The organism is Streptomyces sp. NBC_00829 (assembly GCF_045161795.1).
In the GTDB taxonomy this organism is placed as follows: domain Bacteria; phylum Actinomycetota; class Actinomycetes; order Streptomycetales; family Streptomycetaceae; genus Streptomyces.
In genome coordinates this window covers 5628709-5642926 of sequence record NZ_CP108867.1, presented here as the reverse complement: position 1 = coordinate 5642926, position 14218 = coordinate 5628709, and the positions used below count along the sequence as shown (strand labels likewise).

The window sequence follows — 14218 nt, the reverse complement described above, 5'->3', positions numbered from 1 at the left end:
ACGCGATCGCCGGCACCACCTTCGGGCAAGCGCACCGGCCGGGCCGCGGAACCGGGGCGCCGAGAAGGCGCGACCTGAACGACGCAGAGATGGACGCCATCGCCGCTGCGGCCCCGATGAAGACCCACAGCGCAGGCGAACTGCTGTACTCGAGCTCCCAGCCCTCCGAGTTGCTGTTCGTCCTCAAGAAGGGACGCGTTCGCATCTTCCGGGTCTCCGCCGACGGCCGTGCCCTCACCGCAGCGATCATCAGCCCGGGCACCATCTTCGGCGAGACGGTGCTGCTCGGGCAGCGCATGTACGACAACTTCGCCGAATGCCCGGACGACGTCACCGTCTGCGTCATGAGCCGCGCCGACTCCACCGCTTCTTGCTATCCGACGCCGCGATCTCCGCACGCCGTTGACGATGTCTACCTTCGTTGCCGCAGCAGTTGCCATGTCCGCTCCTCGAATACACGCGCAAGGACGCATTCGCGTTGCCTCGAACGGTCTTCGCCGACAGGCGTTGCGAGCATTGCGCTGGATGAATGTCCGACCCCGAGGGCGATATCCTGTCGGGTCATGCACGAGGCGGAGCCTCTACCGCACTCCCGGAAAGGGGGCGGACATGGACGTTACGTTCTCCCCGTGCAGCCTGAGTCGTACCCGGGCTTTACGCGTCCCATGCAGGCGCTCGGCCAAATGTTATTTCCCGAAAGCGAGGTGCCCTATCGCCATCGGCGTGAAACCTCGACCTGCCGAGCTGCGCGCCGCTTGAGGTTGAGCCAGGCTTGAAGGTCTGATGCCCGGTGGGGTGCGAGCACCTTGCGCGCCGACCGCCCAGGGCCCATCCCGGAGATCCACGCAGCGGGTAACGCTAGTCGGCAGCACTCCGGGTGATTCGGGAAACAAGCACCAGAACCCAAGCAATCTCTCGTGCGCGGAAATCGAAGAGGTGGTGCACATGTCGACCAAGCTCGACCTGGCTCAGGAGAAGTTCAACTAGCCTCAGACCGCTTTGCAGGCGGGTCTTGACGACTACCGAGAAGCCGTACGCGGCGATGGGGATCTCAGCGTTGCTGAAGTCATGGAGACGGTGGACAAGATCCAAGAATTCTCCACGATCGCAGAAGTCTCTAAGAGAAAATATCACCTAGTCGACTGATCGAGAAGAATAAAGCACGACTGCGGTGAGATCCGCGGGCCGGCATTCGCCCAGAAGTGAACTGACCGGCCCGATCGGTCGATCGCCCTGCCCCGGTACCCGCGCGACGCCCCCGGGCCGGGCGAGGCGGGACCGGAACTGTCTGCTGTGCAGCAGATCTTGGCGGGATGATGACCACGGAACACGCGAAACAGCCAGACCGGCCAGCCATGCCGCAGGGCGGGAGCGGCGTGCAGTTGCGGCTCGCCAGTGGGGACGGCGGAATCGTCCAGGGCGAGGGCAAGGTGGCTGGCGGGACTGTGCGCAAGGAGCTGAGCCTGCTCAAGGGCGGCACCGCCACGGTGACCCTGTCCGGGACGATCGACCCCAGTTCACCGGGACCTTGACGATCCCCGCCACGATCACCTCGCCGACCCAGGCGAACACCTCCGCCCAACAGCACGGTGAGGCGAGCACCGACGTCACCGCCCGCAAGACACCGCCGACGCCGTTGGTGGTGTGGCAGGAAGGCGGCGTGGAAGACGCCCCCGACGGTCTCGGAACCACGATCAACGTCTGCGTGCGCACACCGAACTGGACGGAGCAGGCCGACGAAGGCGAACTGCCGCACGTCTTCACCGCACCGACCGGCTTCCGCTGGAACGGCACCGTAAGCGCCCAGTACAAGCACAAGGACCAGACCACCAGCGGAAACCTGCCTCCGGTACAGGCCACGGTGAGCGACGACGGACGCACACTGACCTTCGCCTACCCCGTGCACCTCAACACCAACGCCGACGACACCGGCGCACTGGTCTACATCTGCGGCATCGAAGCCACCCACGGCGCCCAGCCCGGCCGCCACACCGACGGCGTCGCCCAAGTCGGCACCGCACCCCCCGGCAAGTTCAAAGCCGAAGTCATCAACCCCGACGACTGAGCCTTGCCCACTAACCCCCAACAGCGCCCATGTGGCTCCGCCACGAGGGACACCACGGAAAGGAAAACATGGCCACCCAGACCAAGGCTCCTGACTTGTTGAATCGACCCCAGACGCCCGGTCTGCAGCCGTAGCGTCCAGGGTGCCGGTCGGCACGGGCTCGCATAGCTCCTTGCCGCCCTGCGGGCTGGCTCATGATTAGCGTGCCGCCGCCGGCCGGCACCCGCGCGGTGTGGCTCGACAGAGGCATGAATGTGTGTGACCGCTACTTCAAGTCAGGGTGCCCACCGCACACTTCTGCCCCATCGAGCACCAGGTCAGGACGCGCGTGATCACGATCGGGATCGACCCCCACAAGTCCTCACATACCGCCGTCGCTATCGACTCCGCTGGCCACAAGATCGGCCAGCGGCGCTTCGTCGTCAACGCCGGCACCTTCGGACAGCTGATGCGCTGGAGCGACCAATGGCCCGAGCGCCGGTTCGCGGTGGAAGGCGCCGGCGGCCTCGGACGGACTCTCGCCCAGCAGCTCGCAGCCGCAGGCGAGGACGTCGTCGACGTGCCCTCGACCTTGTCAGCCAGGGCCCGCCTCCTGGCCACCGGCGGGGACCGAAAGACCGACCCCGCCGACGCCCTCCACGTCGCCCAAGTCGCTCTGTTCCGCACCGACCTGCGTAAGGTCACCGCAGAGGACCAGTCCACGATCCTGCGGCTGCTGACCGAGCGACACAACGACCTGGTCAACGAGCGCACCCGCATAATCAACCGCCTCCACGCAGTCCTGCGTGACCTGCTGCCCGGCGGAGCCCCCACCCGTCTGTCGTCTGAGAAGGCCGCCATCTTGATGAAGGGCATCCGGCCGACCACCGCGACGGACAACTGTCGGCGCGATATCGCGCGCGATCTGCTGGCCGACCTACGCAGGCTCGACCGCCAGGTCAAGGACAACGAGGCCCAGATGCGTGACGCTCTCGCCGCCGCACGCACCAGCCTGACGTCGTTGCCCGGACTGGGCACGGTGCTGGCTGCGAAGGTCCTCGGCCACATCGGAGACATCAGCCGCTTCCCGACCGAGCACCACTTCGCCAGCTACGTCGGCAGCGCGCCCCTGGACGCCTCCAGCGGCAGGAACGTCCGCCATCGCCTCAACACCGGAGGCAACAGAGCTCTGAACAGCGCACTCCACATCATCGCCATCTGCCAGATCCGCGACGGCGGGCGCGGCCAGGAGTACTACCTCCGCAAGATCGCCGAAGGCAAGACCCCGGCCGAGGCCCGTCGGGCGCTCAAGCGCCGCTTGTCCAACGTCGTCTACCGGATCATGAAACGCGATCAGCGAACCCAACTTGCCGCAGCCGCTTGACACACAGAGGCGCTATTCAGTCAGGATCCGAGAAGAAGCTGTGGATCACCCAACAGGGCATCGTCGAAGATGCCGCAGGAGGAGTCCCGGCCCACCTCACCATCGCCATCCTCAGCACCGTCCCGGACCCGGTGAACCCCGGCGACGTCACCTTCACCCTCAAGGCACCCACCGGTTTCGCCTTCACCGGCTGGATCACCTGGGCCTACCACGACGTCAACACCATGGCGGCAGGTTCCAACTCATCGAGAACAGGGACTCACACGACTAACATCCCAGGTCACAAAGTGTCGGCCCCGCACCCGCGGGGATGTTCCCCGGCACTCGTTATCGCCACTCTCAGTGCGGGCAGGCCCGCCTCTCTCGACGCGAACGCCGTCCTGCGGGAAGGCCGCAAAGGACTCCGCAAGATCACGGGGCCGGCCACGCAGCATCGCATCAACGACACACTGAGCTCCGCCCTGAGCGACGCTGTCGATAAGGAGCTGATCGCCAAGAACTGGGCCAATCTGGCCGAACTGCCGCCCGCCAAACGGCCCAAGCCCCTGGTGTGGACTGACGAACGCGTCGAGGAATGGCGCAGGACCGGCGAGCGACCCTCGCCTGTCATGGTGTGGACACCCGAGCAGACCGGCAAGTTCCTCGACGAGATGCTGGCCGACCGGCTGTACCCCCTCTGGCACAGCTTCGTCTTCTTCGGCTTCCGACGTGGAGAGTCGTGCGCCCTGCCGTGGTCAGCGGTGAATCTCAACGGCGGCTGGGTGCGGATCTCGGCTCAAACCGTGGAGGTGGCCTACAAGACGTACGGCGAAGACCCGAAGGCTGACAGCGTTCGCACCATTGCCGCCAGCACGGAGTCTGTGTCCGTCCTGCGTGAATGGCAGGAAGAGCAGGACAGGGAGGAGCGCAAGACGAGGCAGATGCACGAGGCCCGGGTCGAGTCCGGACGCGTCTTCACCCAGGAGAACGGCGACGCGTACCACCCCGACTGGATCAGTCGGCGCTTCAAACGAATCGCAGAAGTCCTCGACCTTCCCTCGATACGCCTGCACGACCTTCGCCACGGCTCGGCCACTCTGTCGCTGCAAGACGACGACGCACGCCAGGGCCACGGGGTCCCCTGGAGACGAGCCAGACGAGGGAAAGTCCCAGGCGGCCTGCCCCTGCGTCCCCTGTACGTCCCCTGGACCACGTTTTCGTGATCCAACAGGGCCGTCACGATCACCAGCAAGATCCGTCTGACCAGCGAAGACACTGGTCAGAAGGTTTCTTCACGCGTAGCGCGCAGTGGGGCGGGTGGGACTCGAACCCACGGCCGACGGATTATGAGTCCGCTGCTCTAACCGGCTGAGCTACCGCCCCTAACGGCGCGTCGCGCACAAATGTGCGCGCCGTCTGCCGCAGCATAGCCGCTCATACGATCTCCTGCCTCGGATGGTCGGCTTCGCACAACCATGAGGACTGCGCTGCCCCTTGCCCGGTTCCAGAAGCCGGTCGGAAGATCGTCACTACACATGAAAGAGGGCCCCGAAGGGCCCTCTTCCGATGTCTGCTCCCCCGGCTGGACTCGAACCAGCAACCCTCCGGTTAACAGCCGAATGCTCTGCCAATTGAGCTACAGGGGATCGCGCTCCCCCGACTGGACTCGAACCAGTAACCTGCCGGTTAACAGCCGGCTGCTCTGCCAATTGAGCTACAGGGGATTGCTGCGTGTGCACCGAACGTACCTACCCCGGGCGTCCCGGGGGGCGTGCGCTCGCTGCGACACATACATTAGCGCAAGCAGGGGGGTGCTCCGCCAATCGGTATGGGCTCGGGTGATCACGGGCCACGACGGGTAGGCGCGGAACGCGGAACCCCGATGCAAGGGAAGGGTGGCAGCCATGCGGTACAAGCTCACGTTCGTCGCCGGACTGGCCCTCGGCTACGTGATCGGCACGCGGGCCGGGCGCGAGCGCTACGAGCAGCTGAAGAAGTCCGTACGCCAGTTCTCCCAGAACCCCGCGGTGCGCAATGCCGTCGAGTCCGCCGCGCACAACGGCCGCCAGGTGACCGGTAAGGCCTTCCACGCGGTGAGCGACAAGGTCGGGGACAAGATGCCCGACTCGGTCGCCGAGCGTGTGCGGTCCCTCAGGGAGCGGAGCGCGAGCGGCGAGGACGACTGGGGAACAACCAACACGTGACGTGCATACCTCCGCGGGTGCGGCAGAATCTTCAGTCATGGGGATAGTTGCCGGCTTGGACAGTTCGTCTGCGTTCACGCGCATCGTTGTCTGCGACACGGACACGGGCGCCGTGCTGCGCCAGGGGTATGCACCGCACCCTATGGAGGCCAAGGCCACCGAGATCGATCCGCAGGCCTGGCTGCTCTCGCTCGGCGACGCGGCGGCCGGCGGGCTGCTCGAAGGCGTGCAGGCCATCGGCGTCTCCGCCCAGCAGCACGGCCTGGTGACCCTGGACGCCCAGGGCGGCCTCGTACGTCCCGCCCTGCTCGGCAACGACAAGCGGGCCCAGGTCGCGGCGGCCGATCTGATCGAAGCGCTCGGCGGGCGGCAGGCCTGGGCCGAGGCCGTCGGCTCCGTACCCCAGTCGGCGCAGCCGGTGGCGAAACTTCGCTGGATGGCGCGCTCCGAGCCCGATGCGGCGCAGCGCGTCGCGGGCGTCATGCAGCCGCACGACTGGCTGGTGTGGCAGTTGCTCGGCCGGCCCGCCCGCAGGACCACGGACCGTGGGGGCGCGTCCGGCACCGGCTACTGGTCGGCGGGCACCGGCTCGTACCGGACCGATCTGGTCGAGCTGGCGCTGGGGCACCAGGTCACGCTGCCCGAGGTGCTCGGCCCGGCCGAGGCGGCCGGCACCACTCCCGAGGGGCTGCTGATCTCCGCCGGGACCGGCGAGACGATGGCGGCGGCCTTCGGTCTGGGCGTGGGTGTCGGCGACGCTGTGGTGTCGCTGGGCGCGTCGGGTTCCGTCATGGCCGTACACCAGGAGGCGCTGGCCGATCCGAGCGGGATGATTACGTCCTTCGCCGATGCGACCGGAATGCACCTGCCGGTGGTACACACGCTCAATGCCGTACGGGCGCTGCGCGGGGCGGCCGAGATGCTGGGTCTCGATGAGCTCAGCGAGCTCTCCGCGCTGGCCATGAAGTCGACGCCCGGTTCATCCGGACTTGTCCTGCTCCCGTATCTGGAGGGCGAGCGCACTCCGCGACTTCCCCACACCGCCGGAACACTGAGCGGCCTGCGCCGTGAGTCGATGAAGCCCGAGCATCTGGCGCGCGCCGCTTTCGAAGGCATGCTCTGCTCGCTGGCGGACGCGATGGACGTGCTGCGCGGGCGCGGGGTCGAGGTGCGCAGGGTCTTTCTGCTGGGCGCCGCAGCCGAGCTGCCCGCGGTGCAGGCGGCGGCGCCCGCGATCTTCGGGGCGCAGGTCGTGGTGCCGCAGCCCGCCGACTACGCGGCGCTCGGCGCGGCCCGCCAGGCCGCCTGGGCCCTCGGGGTCTCGCAGGGAACGCTGTCCCCTGCCGTCCCGCCGGCCTGGCAGGGGGCCTCGGCGCAGGTTTTCGGGCCCGGCGACGAGCTGGCGGTGGGTCAGGCGGTGCGCCAGCAGTACGGCGCGACGCGGGAGCAGATCCATCCGGGGGCGTTCAACCCGGCATCTTGACCCTGCCTTGAATTAATCCCTTGGGGTTCGGGGGGCGGAGTGTCGGAAGATTGGGAGGACCCCCAGATCTGCCGACTCCGAGAGACAGCGCGTGCTGATACGACTCCTGCGGACGTATTTGAGTCCGTACCGACAACCCATCGCCCTGCTGGTGGCGCTCCAGCTGTTCCAGACCAGCGCCACCCTCTATCTGCCCACCCTGAACGCGGACATCATCGACAACGGTGTCGTGAAGGGGGACGCGGGCTACATCCTCCAGGTCGGGGCGCTCATGATCGCTGTGAGCATCCTCCAGGTGGTGTGCAACATCGGAGCCGTCTACTTCGGCGCGCGGACCGCGGCCTCGCTCGGGCGTGACGTCCGAGCGGCCGTCTTCGACCGCGTACAGAGCTTCTCCGCGCGGGAAGTCGGCCACTTCGGCGCACCCTCGCTGATCACCCGTACGACCAATGACGTCCAGCAGGTGCAGATGCTGGTGCTGATGGCGTTCACGCTGATGGTGTCGGCGCCGATCATGTGCGTCGGCGGCATCGTCATGGCGCTCGGCCAGGACGTGCCGCTGTCGGCGGTGCTGCTCGCCGTGGTGCCGGTGCTGGGCATCGCCGTCTCGCTGATCGTCAAGAAGATGCGGCCCCTGTTCCGGACCATGCAGGAGCGCCTGGACACGGTGAACCGGGTACTGCGGGAGCAGATCACCGGCAACCGCGTCATCCGCGCCTTCGTACGCGACCCGTACGAGAAGGAGCGCTTCCGCGCAGCCAACACCCGCCTGACCGACGTGTCCCTGTCCACCGGTCGGCTGATGGCGCTGATGTTCCCGACCGTGATGACGGTCGTGAACGTGTCGTCCGTGGCCGTCGTCTGGTTCGGCGCCCAACGGGTCGACAGCGGTGCCATACAGATCGGCGCGCTGACCGCGTTCCTCGCGTATCTGATGCAGATCGTGATGGCTGTGATGATGGCCACCTTCATGTTCATGATGGTGCCGCGCGCGGAGGTCTGTGCCGAGCGGATCGAAGAGGTGCTGGGCACCGATTCGAGTGTGGTTCCGCCCGCCGAGCCCGTGCGGCAGCTGCGCCGGCGCGGACATCTGGAGGTGCGGGACGTGGAGTTCCGCTATCCGGGGGCGGAGGAGTCGGTGCTCAGAAGCGTGGGGCTGGTGGCGCGGCCCGGCGAGACGACCGCGATCATCGGGTCGACGGGCAGCGGCAAGTCGACACTGCTCGGTCTCGTGCCCCGGCTGTTCGACGCCACGGGCGGTGAGGTGCTCGTCGACGGCGTGGACGTGCGCGAGCTCGATCCCGCGCTGATGGCGAAGACGGTGGGGCTCGTGCCCCAGAAGCCCTATCTCTTCTCCGGCACCGTGGCCACCAATCTGCGGTACGGCCGGCCCGACGCGAGCGACGAGGAACTCTGGCAGGCGCTGGAGGTGGCCCAGGCCGCCGACTTCGTCCGGGACCTGGAGGGCGGGCTGAACGCGCCGATCGCGCAGGGCGGCACCAATGTCTCCGGCGGCCAGCGGCAGCGGCTCGCCATCGCGAGGACGCTGGTGCAGCGCCCGGAGATCTATCTCTTCGACGACTCCTTCTCGGCGCTCGACTACGCGACGGACGCGGCGCTGCGCGGGGCGCTGGCCCGTGAGACCGCCGAGTCGACGGTCGTGATCGTCGCCCAGCGGGTGTCGACCATCCGGGACGCCGACCGCATCGTGGTCCTGGACGAAGGGCAGGTCGTGGGCAGCGGAAGCCATCACGAGCTGATGGAGAGCAATGAGACCTACCGAGAGATCGTGCTCTCGCAGCTGACGGAGGCTGAGGCCGCATGAGCGGGCCGGGCGGACGGATGGTGATGGGCCCCGTCGAGCGGTCCATGGACTTCAAGGGGTCGGGCAAACGGCTGCTGCGGCAGCTCGCGCCGGAACGTGCCGCGCTGTGGGTGATGCTCGCCGCGGCCGTGCTCAGCGTCGCCTTCGCGGTGGTCGGGCCGAAGGTGCTGGGGCAGGCGACGGACCTGGTCTTCGCCGGGGTCGTCGGACGCGGAATGCCGGAGGGGACCACCAAGGCGCAGGCCATCGACGGCCTGCGGGACAAGGGCCAGGGCTCGCTCGCCGACATGCTCTCCGGCGTGGACTTCACGCCCGGCGAGGGCATCGACTTCGGCGCCGTGGGGCAGGTACTGCTGGTCGCGCTGGCGATCTACGTGGTCGCGGGCCTGCTGATGCTGGTGGCGACCCGGCTGTCGATCCGGGTGATCAACCGGACTGTGTACCGGATGCGCGAGGACATGCAGGCGAAGCTGTCGCGGCTGCCGCTGTCGTACTTCGACCGGGCCAAGCGCGGCGAGGTGCTCAGCCGGGCGACGAACGACGTCGACAACATCTCGCAGACCCTGCAGCAGACGATGGGACAGCTGATCAACTCGCTGCTGACCATCGTGGGAGTGCTGGCGATGATGTTCTGGATCTCACCGCTGCTCGCCCTGGTCGCGCTGGTGACGGTGCCGGTCTCCGTCGTCGTGGCGACGAAGATCGGCAAGCGTTCGCAGCCGCATTTCGTGCAGCAGTGGAAGTCCACGGGCAAGCTGAACGCCCATATCGAGGAGATGTACACCGGCCATGCGCTGGTGAAGGTGTTCGGGCGGCAGGACGAGTCGGCCGCGGACTTCGCCGAGCAGAACGACGCGCTGTACGAGGCGAGTTTCAAGGCCCAGTTCAACAGCGGGGTCATGCAGCCGCTGATGTTCTTCATCTCGAACCTCAACTATGTGCTGGTGGCCGTGGTCGGCGGGTTGCGGGTCGCCTCCGGCACGCTGTCGATCGGCGATGTGCAGGCGTTCATCCAGTACTCCCGGCAGTTCTCGATGCCTCTGACGCAGGTCGCCTCGATGGCCAACCTGGTGCAGTCGGGCGTCGCGTCGGCCGAGCGGATCTTCGAGCTCCTCGACGCGGAGGAGCAGGAGGCGGACGAGCCGTCCGCCGAGCGGCCGGAGCGCCGCGTCGGACAGGTCTCTCTGGAGAAGGTCGCCTTCCGCTACGAGCCGGAGAGGCCCCTCATCGAGGACCTGTCGCTGAGCGTGGAGCCGGGTCACACGGTCGCGATCGTGGGTCCGACGGGTGCGGGCAAGACGACGCTGGTGAATCTGCTGATGCGGTTCTACGAGGTCACGGGCGGCCGGATCAGCCTCGACGGCGTGGACATCGCGAAGATGTCCCGTGAGGAGCTGCGGTCCCAGATTGGGATGGTGCTCCAGGACACCTGGCTGTTCGGTGGCACGATCGCGGACAACATCGCGTACGGGGCCTCCCGTACGGTCACCCGGGCCGAGCTCGAGGAGGCGGCGCGCGCGGCCCACGCCGACCGTTTCATCCGTACGCTCCCCGACGGCTACGACACGGTCATCGACGACGAGGGCTCGGGCGTCAGCACGGGCGAGAAGCAGCTGATCACCATCGCGCGGGCGTTCCTGTCCGACCCGGTGATCCTGGTGCTCGACGAGGCGACCAGCTCGGTGGACACCCGTACCGAGGTGCTCATCCAGAAGGCGATGGCGCGGCTCGCGGCCGGCCGTACGAGCTTTGTCATCGCGCACCGGCTCTCCACCATCCGGGACGCGGATGTGATTCTGGTGATGGAGAGCGGCGCGATCGTCGAACAGGGCACGCACGACGAACTGCTGGCCGCGGAGGGAGCCTATGCGCGGCTGTACGCCGCGCAGTTCGCGCAGGCGGTCGTCGAGGTGGAGTAGGCGCCGGGGCGCTTTCGCAAGCCCGTCCGGCAGGGTGGACTCGCCCCCTGTGCCCAGTTGGGCGCAGGGGGTTCCCTCAGTCGAGGTATCCGCGCAGCTGGTCGGCGAACGCGTGGTCACGCAGCTTGTTGAGGGTCTTGGACTCGATCTGGCGGATGCGTTCACGCGTCACGCCGAAGATCCGGCCGATCTCCTCCAGGGTGCGCGGCCTGCCGTCGACCAGTCCGTAGCGCAGTTGGACGACCTTGCGTTCGCGCTCGCCGAGGGTGGAGAGGACCGCCTCCAGGTGCTCGCGCAGCAGCAGGAAGGCGGCGGACTCGACGGGGGACGCCGCGTCGCCGTCCTCGATGAGGTCGCCGAGGGCCACGTCGTCCTCCTCCCCCACCGGAGCGTGCAGGGAGACAGGCTCCTGGGCGAGGCGCAGCACCTCGCCGACCCGCTCGGGCGCCAGGTCCAGCTGGACGGCGACCTCTTCGGGGGTGGGTTCGTAGCCGCGCTCCTGAAGCATCCGGCGCTGCACCCGCACGACCCGGTTGATCAGCTCGACGACATGGACCGGGACGCGGATGGTGCGCGCCTGGTCCGCCAGCGCCCGGGACATGGCCTGGCGGATCCACCAGGTCGCGTACGTCGAGAACTTGTAGCCGCGGGCGTAGTCGAACTTCTCGACGGCCCTGATCAGGCCCAGGTTTCCCTCTTGGACGAGATCGAGCATGGTCAGCCCGCGGCCGATGTAGCGCTTGGCGACGGAGACGACGAGGCGGAGGTTGGCCTCGATCAGCCGCCGCTTGGCCATCCGGCCCATCACGACGAGCTTGTCGAGGTCGACGGCGAGCTGGGAGTCGTCGATGTCGGGGGTGTTGGCGAGCCGTTCCTCGGCGAACAGTCCGGCTTCGACCCGGCGCGCCAGCTCCACCTCCTCGACGGCCGTGAGCAGGGGAATCCTGCCGATCTCGCGCAGGTACTGCCGGAACAGGTCGGAGGAGGGCCCGCCGCTGTCGACGCGGCTGCCGGCCCGGCGTTCCGGAGGATCGGGTACCTCCACGGGGTCCTCGACGACGGTCTCGGTGACCGTCTCGACGGCCTCGGGGTGGTGTACGACCCGGCTCTGCGCGGGGACCTGCGCGGAGACGGCCGGGACGGCGTCGGTCTCGGTCAGGGTCTGGGTCTGGGTCTGGGTCTGCACGGGGGCGACCTCCAGGGTGATCGCTGCCGGTTCGGGGGTGTGCGGCAGCGGGACGGGGGCGGCCGGGCCGCTTTCCGTCCCGTACACGATGAGCGGATCCGCGGGGGTGAGAGGCCCACGGTGGGTGGACCGGCCGCGCTCCGAGGACTCAGGCACCGCACCCCAGTGTGGGGTACGACACACGGCGTCCACGAGGGGCGTGCGGCGACTTTCTGAGTCCCGTGCGTGACCGGTCGGTTACCGAAGCAGGATCCGCGGGGGTCCGGACGGTCTAGAGGGCGTCCGCGCCCTGGTTGCGCAGGGACCGGGCGTACTGCTGGAGCACCCACAGTTCGTTCGCCACGGCGGTGTGCTGCTCGGGGTCGGCGTGCTGTCCGAGGCGGGCGAGAGTGCCCTGGACCTCGCTGATGCGCCGGTCGACCGCGCGCAGGCGGACCTGGACGAGCTGGAACCCGGCGTAGGTCTCGTCGACGGTCCGGGCGTGGACCGCTTCGACGGCAAGCTCGGTGACCAGGGCGCGCACCGTGTCGTTCGGCGCCGCCTCACGGACCTGGGCGAGGTACTCGGGGGTGTCCCGGGTGCCCTGCTCGGCGCCGCCCGCCTCGGCGATGGTCTGCCGGACCGCCGCATAGGGCGGGGCGGTGAACTCGTCGACGCCGTACGCGTCGAAGGCCGGGGAGACCAGCTCCGGGTGCTGCAGAGCGAGTTTGAGGAGTTCGCGTTCGGTGCGGTGGGCGGGGCTGCGGAGGTTGAGCGCGGGGCCGGACGGGACGGCCTGGGCCTGGGCCTGTTGGGATCCCGCGTTGCGGGACGGGGCCGGCGCCGGGCCGCGACCGCCCCGGTCTCGTGCCCAGCGGGCGAGCTGGGCGACGCGCTTGACCACGAACTGGGTGTCGAGGATGCCGAGGATCCCGGCGAGCTGGACCGCGGACTCGTGCTGGATGGCGATGTTCTTGATGCCGGCGACGATCGGGGCGGCCTCGTCGAGCGCGGCGGCCCGGCCGGCGGGCGTCTCCAGATTGTGGCGCAGCACGCTGTGGCGGATCGCGAACTCGAACAGCGGTGTACGGGTCTCGACCAGCTTCTGGACCGCGTCGTCGCCCTCGGCGAGGCGCAGTTCGCAGGGGTCCATGCCCCCCGGGGTGATCGCGATCGAGGTCTCGGCGGCGAACTTCTGGTCGTCCTCGAAGGCCCGCAGCGCCGCCTTCTGGCCTGCCGCGTCACCGTCGAAGGTGAAGATCACCTCGGCCGTGGCGTTGTCCATCAGGAGCCTGCGGAGGATCTTGATGTGGTCGCCGCCGAAGGCCGTGCCACAGGTGGCGATGGCGGTGGTGACTCCGGCCAGATGGCAGGCCATGACATCGGTGTAGCCCTCGACGACCACGGCCCGGCTGGTCCTGGCGATCTCTTTCTTCGCGAGGTCGATGCCGTACAGCATCTGGGACTTCTTGTAGATGCCCGTCTCGGGGGTGTTCAGGTACTTGGGGCCGTTGTCGCTCTCGTAGAGCTTGCGGGCGCCGAAACCCACGACGTCGCCGGAGATGTCGCGGATCGGCCACATCAGCCGGCCGCGGAAGCGGTCGATGGGACCGCGACGGCCGTCCTGGGAGAGTCCGGAGAGGGTCAGCTCCTTGTCGCTGAAGCCCTTGCCACGCAGAAAACGGGTGAGGTGGTCCCAGCCCTGGGGGCTGTATCCCACGCTGAAGTGCTGGGCGGCGCCCTGGTCGAAGCCGCGCTCGGCGAGGAACTTCCGGCCGGTCTCGGCCTCGGGGCCGCTTTCCAGCTGCTCGATGTAGAACTGTGCGGCGATCTTGTGGGCTTCGACCAGGCGGATGCGCTCTCCGCGCTGGTGGGTGGGGTTGTACCCGCCCTCCTCGTAGCGCAGCGTGATGCCCGCGGTCGCGGCGAGGCGCTCGACCGTCTCGGAGAAGGTGAGATGGTCGATCTTCATCACGAAGGCGATGGTGTCGCCGCCTTCCTGGCAGCCGAAGCAGTGGAAGAGACCCTTGCTCGGGCTGACCTGGAAGGAGGGAGACTTCTCGTCGTGGAAGGGGCAGAGCCCTTTGAGGTTGCCGCCGCCGGCGTTGCGCAGCTGGAGGTATTCGGACACGACGGCATCGATCGGGACCGCGTCCCGGACCGCCTTCACGTCGTCATCGTTGATCCTGCCTGCCACGCGTGAAGTCTACGGTGG

At 68.1% G+C, this 14218-nt stretch carries 11 protein-coding genes and 3 tRNA genes; 9 read left to right on the top strand and 5 right to left on the bottom strand.

Features of this window, described 5'->3' with window-relative positions:
* Positions 1-89: 89 nt before the first annotated feature.
* The 5 genes from OG293_RS25025 to OG293_RS25005 all read left to right on the top strand — a co-directional run bounded on the left by OG293_RS25025 (position 90) and on the right by OG293_RS25005 (position 4630).
* Positions 90-776, top strand: coding sequence for a Crp/Fnr family transcriptional regulator (locus OG293_RS25025; RefSeq protein ID WP_406001024.1), 687 nt, complete (start codon positions 90-92; stop codon positions 774-776).
* A 537-nt stretch (positions 777-1313) separates the two neighbouring features.
* A complete protein-coding gene (locus OG293_RS25020) occupies positions 1314-1532 on the top strand; it encodes a hypothetical protein (RefSeq protein ID WP_406001023.1) in 219 nt (72 codons plus the stop codon).
* Positions 1529-2065 (top strand): hypothetical protein, encoded by a 537-nt coding sequence (locus OG293_RS25015; RefSeq protein WP_406001022.1) that lies wholly within the window; start codon positions 1529-1531, stop codon positions 2063-2065. The genes OG293_RS25020 and OG293_RS25015 overlap by 4 nt, the downstream gene beginning before the upstream one ends.
* A 328-nt stretch (positions 2066-2393) precedes the next feature.
* Positions 2394-3428 (top strand): IS110 family transposase, encoded by a 1035-nt coding sequence (locus tag OG293_RS25010; RefSeq protein WP_406001021.1) that lies wholly within the window; start codon positions 2394-2396, stop codon positions 3426-3428.
* On the top strand, positions 3425-4630 hold the full coding sequence (locus OG293_RS25005) for a tyrosine-type recombinase/integrase (RefSeq protein WP_406001020.1): 1206 nt from the start codon (positions 3425-3427) through the stop codon (positions 4628-4630). The genes OG293_RS25010 and OG293_RS25005 overlap by 4 nt, the downstream gene beginning before the upstream one ends.
* An 86-nt stretch (positions 4631-4716) precedes the next feature.
* Here OG293_RS25005 and OG293_RS25000 read toward each other — a convergent pair.
* The 3 genes from OG293_RS25000 to OG293_RS24990 form a co-directional block, all read right to left on the bottom strand.
* Positions 4717-4790, bottom strand: a tRNA-Ile gene (locus OG293_RS25000).
* A gap of 190 nt (positions 4791-4980) precedes the next feature.
* Positions 4981-5053, bottom strand: a tRNA-Asn gene (locus OG293_RS24995).
* Between the two features lie 5 nt (positions 5054-5058).
* Positions 5059-5131 (bottom strand) — tRNA-Asn (locus OG293_RS24990).
* Between the two features lie 180 nt (positions 5132-5311).
* On the opposite strand from OG293_RS24990, the gene OG293_RS24985 reads away from it, so the two are divergent.
* The 4 genes from OG293_RS24985 (at position 5312) to OG293_RS24970 (ending at position 10838) form a co-directional block, all read left to right on the top strand.
* The gene (locus OG293_RS24985) at positions 5312-5611 is read left to right on the top strand and encodes a YtxH domain-containing protein (protein WP_406001019.1); all 300 of its coding nucleotides are present in this window, start codon (positions 5312-5314) and stop codon (positions 5609-5611) included.
* Between the two features lie 37 nt (positions 5612-5648).
* Positions 5649-7094, top strand: coding sequence for an FGGY family carbohydrate kinase (locus tag OG293_RS24980; RefSeq protein WP_406001018.1), 1446 nt, complete (start codon positions 5649-5651; stop codon positions 7092-7094).
* Between the two features lie 91 nt (positions 7095-7185).
* The gene (locus OG293_RS24975) at positions 7186-8919 is read left to right on the top strand and encodes an ABC transporter ATP-binding protein (protein ID WP_406001017.1); all 1734 of its coding nucleotides are present in this window, start codon (positions 7186-7188) and stop codon (positions 8917-8919) included.
* Positions 8916-10838, top strand: coding sequence for an ABC transporter ATP-binding protein (locus tag OG293_RS24970; RefSeq protein WP_406001016.1), 1923 nt, complete (start codon positions 8916-8918; stop codon positions 10836-10838). Before OG293_RS24975 ends, OG293_RS24970 begins: the two co-directional genes overlap by 4 nt.
* Positions 10839-10914: 76 nt before the next feature.
* Here the strand turns inward: OG293_RS24970 and OG293_RS24965 are convergent, their stop codons facing one another.
* Together OG293_RS24965 and dnaG are read right to left on the bottom strand one after the other, a co-directional pair.
* Positions 10915-12180: an RNA polymerase sigma factor gene (locus tag OG293_RS24965; RefSeq protein WP_406001015.1), complete on the bottom strand. Its 1266-nt coding sequence runs from the start codon at positions 12178-12180 to the stop codon at positions 10915-10917.
* A 115-nt stretch (positions 12181-12295) separates the two neighbouring features.
* Positions 12296-14200: a DNA primase gene (gene dnaG / locus OG293_RS24960; RefSeq protein ID WP_406001014.1), complete on the bottom strand. Its 1905-nt coding sequence runs from the start codon at positions 14198-14200 to the stop codon at positions 12296-12298.
* Between the last annotated feature and the right edge of the window lie 18 nt (positions 14201-14218).

Bases quoted from the DNA above. Each gene is read 5' to 3' on its own strand.
- OG293_RS25025 (WP_406001024.1), top strand. From the start codon at position 90: ATGGACGCCATCGCCGCTGCGGCCCCGATGAAGACCCACAGCGCAGGC.
- OG293_RS25020 (WP_406001023.1), top strand. From the start codon at position 1,314: ATGATGACCACGGAACACGCGAAACAGCCAGACCGGCCAGCCATGCCG.
- OG293_RS24985 (WP_406001019.1), top strand. From the start codon at position 5,312: ATGCGGTACAAGCTCACGTTCGTCGCCGGACTGGCCCTCGGCTACGTG.
- OG293_RS24980 (WP_406001018.1), top strand. From the start codon at position 5,649: ATGGGGATAGTTGCCGGCTTGGACAGTTCGTCTGCGTTCACGCGCATC.
- OG293_RS24970 (WP_406001016.1), top strand. From the start codon at position 8,916: ATGAGCGGGCCGGGCGGACGGATGGTGATGGGCCCCGTCGAGCGGTCC.